This window comes from Bartonella sp. SL320, from assembly GCF_059687635.1.
This window is the reverse complement of sequence record NZ_CM185143.1, coordinates 1185250-1204122: the sequence shown is the minus strand read 5'-3', so window position 1 is coordinate 1204122 and position 18873 is coordinate 1185250. Positions and strand designations below refer to the sequence as shown.

The window sequence follows — 18873 nt, the reverse complement described above, 5'->3', positions numbered from 1 at the left end:
AAAATTTAAATCTTTAAGATGTGGGTTGGAGCTTTTTAATGTGTGGAATTGTTGGAATTCTTGGAAAAAGGTGTGTTACATCTTCTTTAGTGGAAGGATTAAAACGTCTTGAATATAGAGGGTATGATTCATCTGGGGTGGCAACAGTCCATAAGGGGCATCTTTCTCGTGTACGCGCTGAGGGAAAGCTTGTTCATTTAGAAGAAAAATTAAAAAAAACACCTCTGGAGGGAAATTTAGGGATTGGCCATACCCGTTGGGCGACGCATGGCGTTGCTGTTGAACGCAATGCGCATCCCCATGTAACTGAAAAGCTTGCAGTTGTTCATAATGGGATTATTGAAAATTTTGTAGAATTGCAAAAGGAACTCATTGAAGATGGTTATATCTTTGAAACAGAAACGGATACGGAAGTTATTGCGCATTTAATAACGCGTGCATTAAAAAGTGGTCTTTCTCCGCAAGAAGCCGTGCGTACCAGTTGGAAAAGGTTGCAGGGGGCTTTTACTATTGCTCTTATTTTTGAAGGCGAAGATAACCTTATGATTGCAGCTTGTTCTGGTCCACCGCTGGCCATTGGCTATGGAAAAGATGAATTTTTTGTGGGATCAGATGCTCTTGCTTTGGCACCATTCGTTGATCATATTAGCTATCTAGAAGATGGCGATTGGGCTGTTCTCACACACGAAGGCGTTACAATTTATGATGGAGACAATCAACCCGTAAAACGCCCTGTGACAACCTTACTTGAAGGAGCTTTATTGATTTCTAAGGGAAATCATCGTCATTTTATGCACAAGGAAATGTTTGAGCAACCTGAAGTGATTTCGCATAATTTAGCGCATTATCTTGATCTTGGAAATTATACCGTTCGCCCCTTTGAGAATTTGATTGATTGGAAAAATATTCATCGGCTTTTTTTCGCAAGTTGTGGGACGGCTTATTATTCAACCTTAGTTGCGCGCTATTGGTTTGAGAAATTTACCGCTTTAAGTGTTGATAATGATGTTGCGTCCGAGTTTCGTTATCGTGAGCCTCCTATAACGTCTGATGTGTTATCGCTGTTTGTTTCTCAATCTGGTGAAACAGCGGATACATTGGCTTCTTTGCGGTATTGTCGTGAGCGGGGTGTAAAAACAGCAACAATTGTCAATGTTGAGCAATCAACAATGGCAAGGGAAGCTGATTTTATTCTCCCAACACTTGCTGGACCAGAAATTGGGGTTGCTTCAACAAAAGCTTTTACCTGTCAATTAGCAACGCTTGCTTCACTCGCACTGAGTGCTGGGAAACAACGTGGACGTCTCTCAGTTCAAATGGAAAAGCAATTGGTTCAACAGCTGGCGGAAGTTCCCCGTATTTTAAATGAGGTTTTAAAATTAGAAGGTAAAATTGAATCTCTTTGTCGTGATTTGGTGAATGCAAAAAGTGTTCTTTATTTGGGACGTGGCACATCTTATCCGATTGCTTTAGAGGGAGCCCTTAAACTGAAAGAGCTTTCTTATATTCACGCTGAAGGGTATGCGGCGGGTGAGTTGAAGCATGGACCCATTGCTCTGGTGGATGAAACAATACCTGTTATTGTTGTCGCGCCTTATGATCGATGGTTTGAAAAGACTTTTTCTAATATGCAAGAAGTGGTAGCGCGCAATGGTCGTATTATTTTGATCACCGATCAAAAAGGCGCTGAAGCAGCTTGTCTGAACACTTTATCAACAATTACTTTGCCAGCTGTTCCAGAATTTATTTCTCCTATTATTTATGCGCTTCCCATTCAATTAATTGCTTATCATACGGCTGTTTTATTAGGAACAGATGTCGATCAGCCACGTAATTTAGCAAAATCAGTCACAGTTGAGTAAAAATAGATTGTGTCTTTCTGAATTTTTAGAGAATAATTAAGTGTAACAAATTGATTTATAATGATGGTTTGTTTTTCAATTTTTCTCTGTTGAAAGAGAGCACCAACGACAGGATTTTTTCATTTAAAATCTTTGATGATAGAATGACGAATATTCTGTCAAAAAACAGATCAGGTGTATGGATATAAGGGTAAAAAGAATGGTAGTAGGTTTCTATTCTAAGAAAGCGCGTACTTTTTCTTATAATATTCACATTTCGTGCAGTTTCATGTTTGAGACACATATTATAGACGGATAGGAGTTCTGTTGGTTGTTGTCGCTTTTGTATGCAAGATAGGAGCAGTGTGTATCCTTTTAGGGGGCTTTTTTTAAACGGGTAGACAGCCTTATCTGAAGAAAATATAAAGCCATAAATATCTAAATGAACTTCTATTCTTATCATAGTCTTTAATGCAGCTTTACAGCTTTCAAAAGTATCTAAAGCAATATCTTAATAGAAATTATGTATTGCTTCACGCTTTGATTTATTGTCCTCTTTAATGGGGGGAATCCTTTTCAAGGAAAATAGATCGCTCCAAACAGAATATATTTAGGGGGCATATTCACGCACTTGTTTTAAAGGAACATCTCCCAAGGTTTCCAAGCCCACATTACGACTGTCGCCTATGAGGCGGTATATCGGAAAATCCATCGAGCACCACCGTCTTTAGGTTTGTGAAGATGCAAATCAACACCACTACAAACCAGCTCTATTGTGACAGCCTTTGGTACGTGAAAGGGGTTATAAGAGGCATTTTTAGTCCTTTTTTGTACAGTTTTTATCCAAAAACTAGATCCGCTTGTGGTATGCAAGAAAACGGTTTTGATTGATTTAATATGGGATAGATTTAAAGTGAGAAAATTCTACGGTATTCAAGCTTCTCATTTAATATAAATAAAATTATATTATTTTATAAATCAATACGTTAATCTTTTAATGCAAGCGTAATTCAGATAGGGAGAGGAGATGCTTCTGTTGGTTTATTCTTCCTTCATGAAGTATAATGGTGTAGGGATTGCGTTAGGCCATTTATGAGTGATCCCAAGAAAGAAAATCATATTTAAAGAGAGAGGTATTTTTATTTTTTCAGAGAGTCTTTATTATCCTGATTATCCTGATTATCCTGATCGTAAGAGACGTGTAGCATCATCGTGTCCGAAAAGATAAAGGAGCAATCGTAAAGCTTGTCCTCGATCAGAAGAAAGATGAGGATCACGTTGTAAAAACAAGCGTGCATCCTTTCTTGCCATTGACAAAAGATCACTGTGAACGGCAAGGTTTGCTATATGAAACTCAGGGACACCGGATTGTTTTGTGCCCAAAAGTTCTCCTTCGCCTCGCAATCGCCAATCTTCTTCAGCAATTTCAAAACCATCTTCTGTGTTGCGGATAATATTCAGGCGTTTTGCTGCTGTTTTAGTCAGTGGATCTTTATAGAGCAAAATGCAGGAAGATTTTTTATCGCCTCGTCCTACACGTCCACGTAATTGGTGCAATTGTGAAAGGCCAAAATGTTCTGCGTGTTCGATGATGATAATCGAAGCGTCTGGAATATCCACGCCCACTTCAATAACGGTGGTTGCAACTAAAATACGTGTATTCCCGCTTTTAAAAGATTCCATAGCAGCTTCTTTTTCTACTGTAGACATTTTGCCATGAATCATCCCAACGCAAGCTCCAAAGCGCTCATGGAGAAAGGCAAAACGGTTTTCAATGGAGGTGAGATCAAGAGCGATTGATTCTTCTACTAAAGGACAAATCCAATAGAGCTTTTCTCCTTTTTCGAGTGCAACGGCGATTCGTTCTATAAGCTCATGAATACGTTTCAAAGAAAGCATTGCTGTCGTAATAGGCTGTCGTCCCCTTGGTTTTTCTATAATTTTAGAGACATCCATATCACCAAAAGCGGTTAAAACAAGTGTGCGAGGAATGGGGGTTGCTGTCATAACCAGCATATCCGGTTTATCGCCTTTTTCTGTAAGAGCGATACGTTGGTGCACACCAAAACGGTGTTGTTCATCGATAATGGTTAAGGCGAGATTGTTATAAATAACACTTTCTTGTATAAGAGCATGGGTTCCAATGACAATGGATACTTGACCTGATGAAATATCATTCAAGATATTTGTCCGCAATTTTCCTTTTTCTCGTCCAGTTAAAAGCGTTGTTTTTAATCCGATTTTTTCGGCAAGAGGGGTAATGGTGGCAAAATGTTGCCGAGCAAGCACTTCTGTGGGTGCCATTAAAGCTGATTGTCCTGAATTTTCAGCAATTTGTGCCATTGCCATGAGTGCTACGACGGTTTTTCCTGCTCCTACATCACCTTGGAGCAGTCTTAGCATTGGTTCTGGTGAAGCAAGATCATTGGTGATATCCTCGACCGCTTTTATTTGTCCCGTTGTGAGTTGAAAAGGGAGGACATTGAGCAATTTTTTCGTATAAATTCCTGTTGATGGTCGAGAGGTCCCAACAAGAGATTTTGTTTTTAAACGCACAAGGCCTAGAGCTAATTGACAGGCAAGCAGTTCATCATAGGCAAGACGTTTGCGTGCTGTACTATCTAAAGATAGATCATCAGGATTAATGGGCGCATGGATACGGCGTAAGGCAACAGAAAAAGAAGAAAAATTCTGCTGCTTTTTAACATTTTCGTCTATCCATTCTGGGAGGAGAGGAATAGAATCAAGAGCGTTTTGTATGGCACGTCTTAGTGTCTTTGCCGCGAGACCAGCGGTAGAGGGATAAACAGCTTCGATAAGAGGAATTTGATTTGATTGTTCGCTTGGAGCGATATAGTCAGGATGGACCATTGAGAGTTGCTCATTAAACCATTCAACTTTTCCTGATACAATAATTTTCCCTCCCTCGGGGAGTTGTTTTTTGAGCCAAAGAGGTTGAGCATGAAAAAAGACTAAATTTATTTTTCCTGTTTCATCATGGGCGTTAACACGATAGGGGATTTTGTTATGGCCACGGGGTGGTGGTTGATGTTGATCGATGACAATTTCGAGTGTAACGGTCTCTCCTTCTTTTGCATAAGCAATGCTGGGACACCTTCTACGATCTATCACGGAATGAGGCATTAATTGAAGAAGATCAATAAGGGTTGCTTCACGTTGTGTAGGATTAACATTTAAAAGTTTTGTCAATAAGCCATAGATTCTAGGTGTAATACCAGAGAGCGTTCGAATAGAATTAAAAAGAGGAATAAGAAGATTTGGAGGCATGAGGAAATTTAACCTGCTCTTTTTGTTTTTTCTAGACCTTTCAAAGAGCCTCTTGGGGATAAAGTCATAAAGAGGAGATTTTTTTACACATTAAGTTTTAGGAAGAAAAATTAATATTTAAAGAGAAATATAATAAAAGAATATAAAAATAGAAAAAGAATGCAAAAATTAAAGTTCTTATATAAATCATCTATATTTTTCTTTTTATTTTAAGCGTTTATTTGCTGTGAATAGAAGCATTTTCTTGATAGAACTCTCTTATAAATATCAATAAAATTGAAATATTTTTCTTATGTGGGATGATGAATTTATAGCTTTAAAGTTATGGTAACTTGAAGGTTTTTCTTTAAAGAGTGCAGTGCTGTTTGGCGTTTATTTTGTAGTGGGAAATTGTGAGAGTGAAAAAAGATAAAAATAAAATGCAAGAATATAAAAATTCTCTTCCTCGCTTTATTCATTTGAGAGTGCATTCAGCTTATTCCTTGCTCGAAGGGGCTTTAAAAATCCCACAAATTATTCAACAGACGATTTCAGATCATGCACCAGCGGTTGCTATTACTGATACCAATAATTTATTTGGTGCTTTGGAATTTTCACAGTATTGTCTTTCTCATGGGGTCCAACCTATTATTGGTTGTCAGCTTAACGTTGACTTTTGTGATGAAAATGAGCATTCACGTTTGGTTAAAGGACGTAATCCGTCTGATTTTTGCTCTATGGTTCTGTTGGCAGCTAATGAGAGCGGTTATGCTCATTTGGTTCGCCTTGTGAGCCGTGCTTATCTTGATAAATGTGATACTGATCCTCCTCATATTAAAGCGGATTGGTTATCGGCGCACAGTGAAGGCATCATTGCTTTAACGGGCGGCAAGGGAGGACCTATTAATCTTTCTTTGGCAGAAGAGAAAAAAGAACGTGCTGTTGAGCGTTTAATTTATTTGAAAAAAATTTTTACTGATCGTCTTTATATAGAATTACAACGGCATGGTTCTTATGACCGCAGAATAGAAGCTGGTCTTATTGAATTGGCTTATGCGCATGAAATCCCTCTTGTTGCAACGAATGAATCTTTTTTTCTGAAGAGAGAAGGATATGAGGCGCATGATGCGTTAATGGCTGTTGCAGAAGGACAAATTGTCTCTAATCCAGAGCGAAAACGAGTGACGCCAGATCATTATTTGAAGTCCCAAGATGAAATGGTAAAACTGTTTTCTGATCTTCCAGAAGCTTTAGAAAATAGCGTTGAAATTGCCTTACGTTGTCATATTGCTTCTCCCATCCGAAATCCGATATTGCCTCGCTTTATAGAACAATCTACTGATTCACAAATTACTTTAAAGGTAGAAGATAGTGAATTGTTAAATCAAGCTAAAGCTGGTTTAAAAATGCGTCTTGAAACAATTGGATTAGCTGAAGGCTATACCGTTGCAGATTATGAACAGCGGCTTGATTATGAAGTTTCAGTTATTACACGGATGCAATTTTCTGGATATTTTCTTATCGTTTCAGATTTCATAAAATGGGCAAAGGCTCATGATATTCCTGTTGGTCCAGGGCGGGGCTCTGGTGCTGGTTCACTTGTTGCTTATGCTTTGACGATCACTGATGTTGATCCATTGCGTTTTTCTCTTCTCTTTGAACGTTTTCTCAATCCAGATCGTGTTTCAATGCCAGATTTTGATATCGATTTTTGTCAAGATCGTCGCGAAGAAGTTATTCAATATGTTCAAAAAAAATATGGACGTGATCAAGTTGCTCAAATTATTACCTTTGGTAAATTACAAGCACGCGCAGTTTTACGCGATGTAGGGCGTGTTTTAGAAGTTCCTTATCGTCAGGTGGATTATCTGACAAAACTCATTCCTGCTACGCCAGGAAGTCAAGTGGAATTGGCTGATGCAATTAAGGATGAACCGAAATTTGAAGAGGAAAAGAAAAAAGATCCGCTCATAGGACGTGTATTAGATATAGCACTTCAATTGGAGGGACTTTATCGTCACGCTTCCACGCATGCCGCTGGGATTGTCATTGGAGATCGTCCCCTTTGGGAGCTTGTCCCGATGTATCGCGATCCTCGTTCTGATATGCCAGTTACACAATTTAACATGAAATATGTTGAGCAGGCAGGGCTGGTAAAATTTGATTTTCTGGGATTAAAAACGCTGACTGTTTTGAAAATGGCTGTTGATTTTGTTGCCAGAAAAGGGATCAAAATAGATTTGTCAAATATTCCTCTCAATGATGAAACAACCTACGCTATGATGGCGCGTGGTGAAACGGTTGGCGTGTTTCAGGTAGAAAGTTCTGGTATGCGCAAGGCGCTCATTGGCATGAAGCCAGATCGTATTGAAGATATTATTGCGTTGGTTGCGCTTTATCGTCCTGGCCCAATGGAGAATATTCCAACTTATAATGCACGCAAACACGGGGAAGAGGAAATCGCTTCTATTCATCCTAAAATAGATCATCTGATTAAAGAAACACAAGGGGTTATTGTGTATCAAGAGCAGGTGATGCAGATTGCTCAGGTGCTGGCTGGTTATTCACTTGGAGAAGCTGATTTATTACGTCGTGCTATGGGGAAAAAAATTCATGCAGAAATGCAAAAACAACGTACGCGTTTTGTCAATGGAGCCGTTGCTGGTGGTGTTGATAAAGAGCAAGCTGATATTATCTTTGATCTTTTAGCAAAATTTGCCGATTACGGATTTAATAAATCGCATGCTGCTGCTTATGCCATTGTTTCTTATCAAACAGCTTATATGAAAGCCAATTATCCCGTTGAGTTTTTAGCTGCTTCAATGACATATGATATGACGAATACGGATAAGCTCAATGATTTTCGGCGTGAGGCATTAAGGCTGGGTATTGAAGTTATTGCACCCTCTATACAAACATCTCATCGTGTTTTTGAGGTTGGTGATAACTGTATTTATTATTCTCTTGCAGCCATTAAAGGGGTGGGAGAAACGGTTGTTGATCATATTGTTGCCAGTCGTGGGAAACAGACTTTTAAGGATTTGGAAGATTTTTGTGCGCGTGTTGATCCTCGGATTGTCAATAAGCGTGCGATGGAAAGTTTAGTTTGTGCTGGTGCTTTTGATTGTTTTAACATTGCACGTGAGGTTTTATTAGCCAATCTTGGAACGCTTCATGCACGGGCACTTCGTATTCTCGATGATAATTCGAGCGGGCAGGTTGATATATTTGGAATGGTAGGTGGGTTAAGAGAACCTTTGATTTTATCACAAACCACTCCTTGGTTGCTGGCTGAAAAGCTTTATCGAGAATTTCAAGCAATAGGTTTTTATTTTTCAGCACATCCATTGGATGAGTATCAAGCTATTCTTGCCAAAAAACGTGTTCAGACTTGGAGTGATTTTTCCAATGCCGTTAAGGGAGGAGCAACCGCTGCACGCCTTGCTGGAACCGTTGTGGCAAAAAATGTGCGCAAAACAAAATCAGGTAAAAAGATGGGAATCATTCATTTTTCTGATGCAAGTGGACAATATGAGGCGGTTCTTTTTTCTGAAGCACTTTCGGATTATGAAGAAATGCTAGAACCCGGAAAATCTTTTATTATTACGGTGAGTGCAGAAAATCGCTCTGAAGGGGTTAGTTTGCGAATTGAGACAATTCAATCTTTGGAAAAGGAAGCATTACAGCAGCATAAAATGATGCGTCTCTTTATAAAAACTGTTGATATGCTTCCACAAATTGAACAAAATTTAAACCTTGGAGGAAATGGAGAGGTCGGGATTATCTTAATTCAGGAAGATGGATTACGAGAAGTCGAAATTGCACTTCCCAAGCGATATAAGGTAAATTCACATGTCGCCAATGCTATGAAGTTGATTCAGGGTGTTGTTGATGTTGAATTGAGTTAAAGAATGGTACTGATTTTAAGTGGTATTTTTTTAGAGAGCTAGAAACTATCTTTTAAAATCGGAAAGGTGATTTCGAAAGATCTTTTTGTTATTTGATATACATGATGATGAACTTTTAGTGTCATAAAGCCCAAAAATCTTTTTCCTTAATAATATTCAAAGGATTAGAAGAATTTTATAAGTTTTTATTATGATTTTTTATGGAATTCATCGCATCATACATATAAAGCCAATTGAGATTTGACATTATACTCTCTGATGTACGAATTTTCATCATGAAATTACGGGCTATTGCTATGGGGCCGGTTGCATGATAAACGAATTTGTTGAAATCTCCGCGTTTTTTTACTGCTTCAATACGGGGGATACGTGTTGTTTCGTAAAGCGAAAGAGCTTTCGTTAATGAAAGATCTTTCAAGGAAAGAACTTCTGCTAATGTGGCAGAGTCTTCGATTGCCATAGCAGCACCTTGCGCTGCAAAAGGTAGAGCTGCATGTGCACAATCGCCAACAAATACTTGTCTCTCTAAGCCTACAAAGCGATTTTGTTTCATGTGAAAGAGTGGCCAATATCTCCATTCATCAATATGATCAAAGATTTGTAAGATTTTTGAATTCCAGCCCTTAAAAAGAGCTTTGAGTTTTTCTTTATCGCCTTTATGGGCCCATCCTTCTTTTGAATTTTCTCCATTTGTGATGGCAACAAAATTAAAAATTTTTTCTGATGCTTGAATGGGATAGACAACAAGATGATTATTGGGTCCCATCCAAGCTGTGATTGTCTTCATATTTTGCAACGAAGAACGAAAGTTTTGAGGAAGATTATCAAATGCTGTTGTTGCACGCCAAGCAATAAAGCCACTAAAAGTTGCTTTTTCATGAAAAGGAGATTGTTGCCGTAATGTTGACCAAACGCCATCACACCCGACCAGGAGGGGCGTTGCATAAAGCTGTTCTGTTCCTGTATCTGTTTTGATTGTTGTTATTTTAATGTCGGTTGCAGATTGACTAGAAGAGACAATCGTTTCACCTGCTTTGTATTTGATCAAAGAATTTTCAATCACGGCGTTGTATAAAGTTTTTTGTAAAGCCGCACGATGAATTGTTATATAAGGGCTTTTCCAATATTTTTCTGTTAGATTAATAAGATGAGCACGTAGACGTATTTTAAAAGATACGCCATCTTTTAACTCAAGAAAATGAGGAATTATTGCAGCTTCAGTAAGTTTATTAAGAAGTCCCCAGCGTGCGAGAATAGATGTTGCATTTGGAGTCAGTTGAATACCAGCGCCTACAGTTTCAAGTTGCTTACACTTTTCAATAATGGTACTCGCGATTCCTTTATGAGCAAGCGCTAAAGCAGTACTTAAACCAGCAATTCCTCCTCCAACGATAATAGGTGATGGGTCCACAAATGATTTCATATTAAACAAGCAGAATTAAAAGGGTATTAGAAAAGCCTAAAGAACCCATTATAATTGCTTGTCTGGTTGGTATAAACATCCTATAGGGTTTGTTTGATTGTACGAGAGTGAGGGAACATAACGATAAAGTGTTGAGCAATAAGGGCAGACTTTCTCATCAGCTGCTCCCATGTCGATGAAGATATGGGGATGATCGAATGGTTGTGTAGCGCCCACACACATAAATTCTTTTACACCAATTTCGATTGTCTTACATCCAAGGTCATTTTGGAAATGGGGAATATTGTGATCAGCCATGGTGTGCAAACTCCAGAATAAATTATTTCATTAGGCATGATGAAGTTCTTCTATTTTACAAGTATGAGTTTGTAATAAAGCTTGTAATAATGCAAGATGCTTTTTAAGATAAATTTCCCCTATTTTATGCTATATTAGAATAGTTATCATACTTTTAGCGCTTTGCGCATGGAGTGAATTTTAAGTATTTTTAAATATCAAATGCTAACATGATGAGAAAAATTAAGCATTAATGTGTTCGTATGATGATAACATATTATAAAATATTATGTGAGATATTTCCTAAAGGCTTTTTAAAAGCATAAAAGAAGATTAATGAGAATATATGGAACAGAGGGTGGCAGATAAAATTTCTATATCGGGTTTAACAATGAAAAATCCGGCGCGGTTTATTAATCGAGAGTTTTCATGGTTACAATTTAATAATCGTGTTTTGATGGAAGCTGCTAATCCGAAACATCCTTTATTAGAGCGGCTACAATTTCTTTCGATTTCAGCGACAAATCTTGATGAATTTTTTATGGTTCGTGTCGCTGGTCTTGCGGCTCAAGTTCGTGCTCATGTTACAACGTGCAGTGCAGATGGGCATACGCCACAAGAGCAGCTTGATATTGTGTTAGCTGAGACTTCAAAGTTGCAGGCTCTCCAACTACAGGAATTGAATATTTTACGTGAAGAATTTAAAAAGAATAATATTGAAATTATTTGTTCTGATGATCTGTCAGAAATTGAAAAATCATGGCTTGAAAAATATTTTCTTGAGAAAATCTTTCCTGTTCTCAAACCTTTGCCTGTTGATTCTATACAGCCTTTTCCCTTTATTCCTAATTTAGGATTATCTCTTGCGCTTCAATTGTCTGGAGGGGCGGATCAACACTCATGTACAATGTTATTGCCACTTTCAATGCTTTTGAGGCGTTTTATTCTTCTTCCCCAAAAGGGTAATCATTTTCGTTTTATTGCATCTGAAGATGTTATTTGCTTATTTATCAAATATCTATTTCCTCACTATAAGGTTAATGGAATTGGTACATTTAGAGTGATTAGGGATAGTGATATTGAAGTAGAAGAAGAAGCTGAAGATCTTGTTCACTTTTTTGAAACGGCTCTTAAAAGGCGAAGACGTGGGCAGGTTATCCGAATTGAGTTTGACACAAAAATGCCAGAAAACTTGCGTCAATTTATCGCAAGTTGTCTTGCTGTTCCTGATAATTGTCTTAATGTTCTTGATGGATATTTAGCGCTTAATATGGTCTCAGAGATTATTACGATTCCTCGTGATGATCTCAAGTTTACTCCTTATGTTTCTCGTGTTCCAGAATCTATTCGTAAACATAATGGGGATTGTTTTGCAGCTATTCGTGAAAATGATATTGTGATCCATCACCCTTATGAAACATTTGATATTGTTGTTCAATTTTTACGTCAAGCTGCCTGCGATCCTGATGTTATAGAAATCAAACAAACTCTTTATCGGACATCAAATGATAGTCCCATTGTTAGCGCTCTGATTGAAGCTGCTAAACAAGGAAAGTCTGTGACTGCTTTGGTAGAGGTTAAAGCACGTTTTGATGAGGAAGCCAATATTCGTTGGGCACGAGATCTCGAATGTGCTGGCGTTCAAGTTATTTTTGGTTTTATTGCCTTAAAGACACATGCCAAGATGTCGCTGGTTATAAGACGTGAAGGAAAACATCTTTGTTCTTATGTTCATCTTGGAACTGGAAATTATCATCCCGTTAACGCTAAAACTTATACGGATCTATCTTTTTTTTCCACGGATAATGATATCGCTCATGATGTTGCATTATTATTTAATTATATTGGGCAATATGAGCGCCCAAATGAGGTAATGAAAATTGCTTTTTCACCCTTAACATTGCGTGGTCGTATTTTAGAGCATATTAAAGGTGAAATTGTTCATGCACAACAAGGAAAATGTGCTGCTATTTGGATGAAAGTAAACGCATTGGTTGATCCTGAAATTATTGATGCTTTATATCATGCGAGTCAAGCAGGGGTACAGATTGATTTGATCGTGCGGGGGATATGTTGTTTACGTCCTCGTATTCCAGGAATTTCGGATAATATTCGTGTAAAATCAATCGTAGGGCGTTTTCTTGAACATAGCCGCATTTTTTGTTTTGGGAATGGTCAAGATTTGCCTAATGAAAATGCCCTTGTTTACTTCGGCTCTGCTGATATGATGCCTCGTAATCTAGACTACCGAATTGAAATATTGGTTCCAGTTTTTAATAAAATGGTACGACAGCAGATTCTTTTACAAATTATGGTGGCTAATCTCATTGATAATCAACAAAGCTTTGCTATACTCAAAAACGGAACATCGAAACGTATCACACCGCAGAGAGGTGAAAGCCCGTTTAATGCGCAGGAGTATTTTATGGCCAATACAGATTTTGCGGGGAGAAATGAGTTCTTTTGAATCTTCGATTTCGCGCTTAGTTGCATTGCATCGGCAACAAGCTGAAATGTATAAAGACTGAAGTCCAATGACATATAGAGGTGCTCAAGGTCGGCTAAAAGGGCGCAAGCCTGTTGCTGTGATTGACATTGGATCAAATTCTGTTCGACTGGTTATTTATGAGGGACTTGTTCGCTCACCGACGGTTTTGTTTAATGAAAAGGTTCTTTGTGGCCTTGGTCATGGTGTGGCAAAAACGGGATTTTTAGAAGAAAATTCGGTGAAAATGGCATTGCAAACACTAGAACGCTTTCGTACGCTTTGTCGACAGATTGGGGCCGATAAGGTCTATACTTTAGCAACGGCAGCAGCACGAGATGCAAAAAATGGATTAGAATTTATTCAAAGTGCTGAAAATGTTTTACAAAATAAAATATATCTTCTTTCAGGAAGTGAAGAAGCGATGTATTCGGCCTATGGAGTTGTCTCTACTTTTTATCAACCAAAAGGTCTTTCTGGGGATCTTGGTGGTGGAAGTCTCGAGTTAATTGATATTGATCATTCTGATGTCGGTGAAGGGATAACGCTTCCATTAGGTGGTTTACGGCTACATTATATGTCGAATAATGATAGTAGTGTGGCCGCAAAAATTGTGCATGAGCAATTTTATAAATCTTCTGTTGCACGTACGCGTAAAGGTCGGGCACGTTATTTTTATGCCGTAGGGGGGACATGGCGTAATTTGGCAAAACTCCATATGGCAATGAAACACTATCGGCTCCCTGTTATGCATGGCTATGAAGTTGATGCCGTGGAAATGGAGAACTTTTTGCGTCTTGTCGCAAGTGGCGACATTGATAATATGAAAGGGATTGCAGCGGTTTCACAAAATCGTCGGAAGCTTTTATCCTATGGGGCAATTGTTCTGATCGAACTCATTCAGTGTATGGAGTTTGAAAAAATAATCTTTTCTGGTGCTGGCGTTCGTGAAGGTTTTCTTTATTCACGTTTGTCCCAAGCGGTTCGATCTTCAGACCCTCTCATTGCGGCGTGCACAGAAATGGCTATTTTACGGGCGCGCTCACCAAAACAGGCAGAAGAACTTATTGACTTTACAACGAAAGCCTTTGAAGTTTTTGGTATTTCAGAAACTGAAAATGAATGCCGTTATCGTCAAGCGGCTTGTCTTCTTGCCGATATTGGTTGGCGTATACACCCAGATTATCGAGGTAATGAGGCGGCAAATCAGATAGCATTAGGGTCTTATCCAGGAATTTCTCACGAGGGGCGTCTTTATGCGGCACTAGCTGTTTTTTTTCGTAATACGAGTTTACTGGTTGATAAAGAATCTCTGCCCATTTTTCAATTAGCAACGCAAAATCTCATTGAGAAAGCACGTATTCTTGGTGAAACCATGCGTATTGCTCATCTTTTTAGCGCTTCTGTTGCAGGAATCTTGCCTCATTTATTATGGCATAAAAAAGTAGACCATATTGTTTTGAAAATCCCGAAAAATTACGCTGGTTTATTGGGAGAACGCCCTCTTGGACGGTTAAAGAAATTATCAAAAATCATAAAACAACCTCTTGATTTTGAAATTTCTTGATTTTTCCTCCTAATTTATTCGTGTTTCAGATTTGAAGAGGTTCGGTATTTTCGTTTCTATGCTCGTTCATTTTTAATGATTATATTGCAATTTCGATAAGGATTTTGTTCGTCTCATACTTTAAGACCATATTTATGGATGGCTTATAAGCGCATACCAATTGATTTTGATACAGAGCGTAATGGATTTTTAAAAATGAGAATATTTTAAACTTACTCAAAGATTTTTTCTATATTATTTCAAATAAAATGAGTTTAATGGGGAGAGGTTGTAAAGCCTTTCTTTTCTGTTTTTTCATTCATTTTGACACAAAATAAACCTCTCTTGAGAGACTCTATGGAAATCTCAGAATATTAAAAATATGAATTAAAACTGTTTTGTGCTTATTTTTCCATCGTTAAAGTAAAATCCTATCTGGCCTTTTAGAAGTTGTTCAGCTTTTTGACCAAATATTTCATAGCGCCAGCCATTCATAGCAGGAATATTTTTCTTTATTCCTCCATTAGCAATTTTTTCTAAATCATTAGATGTTGCAATCATTTTAGGGGCAATGCCGTTTTCGTTTGCAACAAGTTTTAAGAGTACTTTGAGCAGATCAATAGCCGCGGCTGTTGTGTCATTGATTGGGTTATGTTTAGGAATAGGGGGTAAAGTAGAAAGATCGACCTCTAAGCCTTCGTGGACAGCCTTAATTAATGATGATGCGATTGAGCGTTTATCCCAATTTTTACTAAGACCGCGCAACCGTTTTAACGCAGCTTCATCTTTTGGTTGTTGGGTTGCTATTTCGATAAGACATTCATCTTTCATGATATGGCGACGGGGCATATTGTGTTTTCGTGCTTCACGTTCACGCCACGCTGCTATCTTTTGTAATACAGCAAGTTCACGCGGTTTTTTAACTTTTCCTTTCACTTTTTTCCATGCTTCATCTTCTGGCATATCATAGGTTTTAGGATTTAAAAGGATTTTTATTTCGTCATCCATCCAATGAGTCCGTTGATCTTTTTCTAACCTTTTTTTCAAGAGGAGATAAACATCTCTTAGATAAGTGACATCAGCAAGGGCATAGAGCAGTTGTTTTTCAGACAGCGGGCGACAGCTCCAATCTGTAAAACGGGAGGATTTATCAAGATGATGCCCCGTGCAGCGCTGTACAATTTGATCATAGGAGATAGAATCACCAAATCCGCAAATTGATCCTGCTACTTGTGTGTCAAAGAGAGGGGAAGGAATAACGCCTCCAAGATAATAAATTGTTTCAATATCTTGGCGAGCGGAGTGAAAAACTTTGACAATTTTTTTATCGATCATAAGATCAAAAAACGGTTTTAAATCAATATCTGGTGCTATGGGATCAATCAGAACGGTAACATCTGGTGATGCAAGCTGGATTAAACACAGTTGAGGCCAAAAAGTTGTTTCGCGGATAAATTCAGTATCGACTGTTACAAAATCAGAGGTGCTGAGAGCGTTAAGTGCAATTTCAAGATCTGTTGTTTGTGTAATAAGATTCATCATTTTATTATAATTCGATAAATTGATTTTTTTCTTTATATTGACTTTATTTTCGCGTTTTTATTCTTAATATCTTGACAAATGGTGATTAAAAAGCGTTTGTAGCGCATGTGAATATTATAATCAAAGGCAAAAAAACATGCACCGTTATCGCAGTCATCATTGTGCGGCTCTTCGTAGATGTGATGTAGGAACACAAGTTCGTCTTTCGGGATGGGTTCATCGTGTTCGTGATCATGGAGGAATTCTTTTTGTGGATTTGCGTGATCATTTTGGAATCACACAAATTGTTGCGGACCCTGCTTCACCAGCTTTTAAAGTTATTGAAAAAGTGCGTTCTGAATGGGTTATTCGTGTGGATGGAGAGGTGTGTGCACGTTCTGATGAGGTTATTAATGCAACGCTTCCAACAGGTGAGATTGAGATTTTTGCACAAGAGGTCGAAATTCTTTCAAAATCTGAAGAGCTTCCTTTACCAGTTTTTGGTGAGCCTGATTATCCAGAAGATATTCGATTAAAATATCGTTTTCTTGATTTGCGTCGAGAAACGATGCACAAAAATATCATGCGTCGGACTGAAATTATTGCGGCTATGAGACGGGCTATGCAAAATAATGGTTTTACGGAATTTACAACACCGCTTTTGACAGCCTCATCACCAGAAGGGGCGCGTGATTTTTTGGTTCCAAGTCGTGTCCATCAGGGAAAATTTTATGCACTACCGCAAGCGCCACAGCAATATAAACAGTTGTTGATGATGTCAGGCTTTGATCGTTATTTTCAAATTGCGCCATGTTTTAGAGATGAAGATCCACGGGCCGACCGTTTTGCTGGTGAGTTTTATCAATTAGATGTTGAAATGAGTTTTGTTGAACAAGAAGATGTTTTAGCAACGATGGAACCCATTATGCGTTCTATTTTTGAAGAATTTGCAGATGGAAAAAAGGTAACACAAAACTTTCCTCGCATTCCTTATGATGAAGCAATGCGTAAATACGGTTCTGATAAACCTGATTTACGCAATCCGATCATTATGGAGGATGTTTCTCAGCATTTTAATAATTCTGGTTTCAAAGTTTTTGCTCAGATTTTAGCAAATGATAAGAATGCGCAAGTATGGGCTATTCCGGCTAAAACAGGTGGAAGCCGTGCTTTTTGTGATCGGATGAATGGATGGGCACAAGGCGAGGGGCAACCAGGGCTCGGGTATATTTTCTGGCGCGAAGAAGAAGGAAAGTTTGAAGGAGCAGGGCCTATTGCCAAAAATCTCGGTGAGCAGAGAACTGAAGAAATTCGTATACAACTTGGCCTTGAAAGTGGTGATGCTTGTTTTTTTGTCGCAGGAGATCCAAAGAAATTTGCATCTTTTGCTGGAGCAGCCCGTATACGGATAGGGGAAGAATTAAACCTTGTCGATAGAGAGAGTTTTTCTTTAGCGTGGATTGTTGATTTTCCATTTTTTGAATGGAATGAAGATGAAAAAAAGATTGATTTTTCCCATAATCCTTTTTCCATGCCACAAGGAGGGGAAAATGCTCTTGAGTGTCAAGATCCTCTTACGCTTAAAGCTTTTCAGTATGATCTTGTTTGTAATGGTTATGAGATTGCATCTGGTGGGATTCGTAATCACTTACCAGAAATGATGCTTAAAGTTTTTGAACTTGTAGGGCTTTCTAAGGACGTTGTGCAAGATCGTTTTGGTGCTCTTTATCGCGCATTCCATTATGGGGCTCCCCCCCATGGTGGTATGGCTGCAGGAATAGATCGCATCATTATGCTATTGCAAGGTGTTAAAAATTTACGTGAAGTTGCTTTATTTCCTATGAATCAACAGGCGCTTGATCTTTTGATGAGTGCGCCGTCTGATGTTTCGTCTACACAATTACGTGATTTAGGAATTCGCATTGCTCCTCCTCAAAAAAACAATTCATAAAATTGATTGATGAATTGTTATCGTCCCTTTTCCGTAGCGTGAGTTTTGATGCGTCTCTTTGATGATTCTAAAGGGCATAGGTGCTGGATTTAGAGAGGAAAAAGAATGCTATTGTTGTTAATGCTTCAAGAGGCATGGTTTCTAAAAAAATGCCTCACAATGCAGTTGCTCTCATTTTACGATGTTTACTCGTGAAGGATATAGCTTAACTCATGACTGCTATAAGAGCCATTATTTAGCATAATCTTTATTAAATAAAAGGGTAAGCCGTCATTCTGCCTTCTAGGTTTTAATGTTTCTGAAAATTTTTGTATGCAAATGGTTTCAGTATTTTTATTTCTTGCTTGGATAGTCGCTCTTATCTTTTGATAAGCAAGAAAATGATAATGATTGAGTTATCATGAATAAATTGGAAATGAAAAAACTTTATAATATTTAGAAGTCTCGTTTAAGTTATAAAATATCTTTATATATCAATATATTAGTTATAATTTATTAAAGTTTTTACAATGTCATAAAAGAAAAAATGTCTTTTCGTTTTTATGGGAATACTGCACTTTTTTATCCTATAGATTCAATTTTAGAAAAACTAGGAAAATTTATTTCATATCGCTTTAAAAAGTTATGTCATGCTTGCATTTTTCTTAGACATATC

The 18873-nt window shown here is 38.0% G+C and carries 8 protein-coding genes and 1 pseudogene; 5 read left to right on the top strand and 4 right to left on the bottom strand.

Features of this window, described 5'->3' with window-relative positions; genetic code table 11:
- Positions 1 to 38 precede the first annotated feature (38 nt).
- Positions 39 to 1862 carry a glutamine--fructose-6-phosphate transaminase (isomerizing) gene (glmS, locus tag AC6ER8_RS04990; protein ID WP_497077660.1) on the top strand — a complete coding sequence of 608 codons (1824 nt, stop codon included), beginning with the start codon at positions 39 to 41 and terminating at the stop codon, positions 1860 to 1862.
- Positions 1863 to 3020: 1158 nt separating this feature from the next.
- Here glmS and recG read toward each other — a convergent pair.
- On the bottom strand, positions 3021 to 5129 hold the full coding sequence (gene recG, locus AC6ER8_RS04985; RefSeq protein ID WP_497077659.1) for an ATP-dependent DNA helicase RecG: 2109 nt from the start codon (positions 5127 to 5129) through the stop codon (positions 3021 to 3023).
- Positions 5130 to 5527: 398 nt separating this feature from the next.
- On the opposite strand from recG, the gene dnaE reads away from it, so the two are divergent.
- Complete coding sequence (gene dnaE / locus AC6ER8_RS04980) at positions 5528 to 9016, top strand: DNA polymerase III subunit alpha (RefSeq protein WP_497077658.1); 3489 nt, start codon at positions 5528 to 5530, stop codon at positions 9014 to 9016.
- A gap of 175 nt (positions 9017 to 9191) precedes the next feature.
- Here dnaE and AC6ER8_RS04975 read toward each other — a convergent pair whose 3' ends face one another.
- On the bottom strand, positions 9192 to 10439 hold the full coding sequence (locus AC6ER8_RS04975; RefSeq protein ID WP_497077657.1) for an FAD-binding protein: 1248 nt from the start codon (positions 10437 to 10439) through the stop codon (positions 9192 to 9194).
- Positions 10440 to 10487: 48 nt separating this feature from the next.
- A complete protein-coding gene (locus AC6ER8_RS04970) occupies positions 10488 to 10736 on the bottom strand; it encodes a zinc-finger domain-containing protein (RefSeq protein ID WP_497077656.1) in 249 nt (82 codons plus the stop codon).
- A gap of 325 nt (positions 10737 to 11061) precedes the next feature.
- Here AC6ER8_RS04970 and AC6ER8_RS04965 point away from each other — a divergent pair.
- A pseudogene (locus AC6ER8_RS04965) lies at positions 11062 to 13243 on the top strand (RNA degradosome polyphosphate kinase).
- Between the two features lie 6 nt (positions 13244 to 13249).
- On the top strand, positions 13250 to 14767 hold the full coding sequence (gene ppx, locus AC6ER8_RS04960; protein ID WP_497077655.1) for an exopolyphosphatase: 1518 nt from the start codon (positions 13250 to 13252) through the stop codon (positions 14765 to 14767).
- Between the two features lie 366 nt (positions 14768 to 15133).
- Here the strand turns inward: ppx and rnd are convergent, their stop codons facing one another.
- The gene (rnd, locus tag AC6ER8_RS04955; RefSeq protein WP_497077654.1) at positions 15134 to 16288 is read right to left on the bottom strand and encodes a ribonuclease D; all 1155 of its coding nucleotides are present in this window, start codon (positions 16286 to 16288) and stop codon (positions 15134 to 15136) included.
- A 136-nt stretch (positions 16289 to 16424) separates the two neighbouring features.
- Here rnd and aspS point away from each other — a divergent pair, with 136 nt between their 5' ends.
- Positions 16425 to 18218, top strand: a complete 1794-nt coding sequence (gene aspS, locus AC6ER8_RS04950; protein WP_497077653.1) for an aspartate--tRNA ligase — start codon at positions 16425 to 16427, stop codon at positions 18216 to 18218.
- The last annotated feature ends 655 nt before the right edge of the window (positions 18219 to 18873 follow it).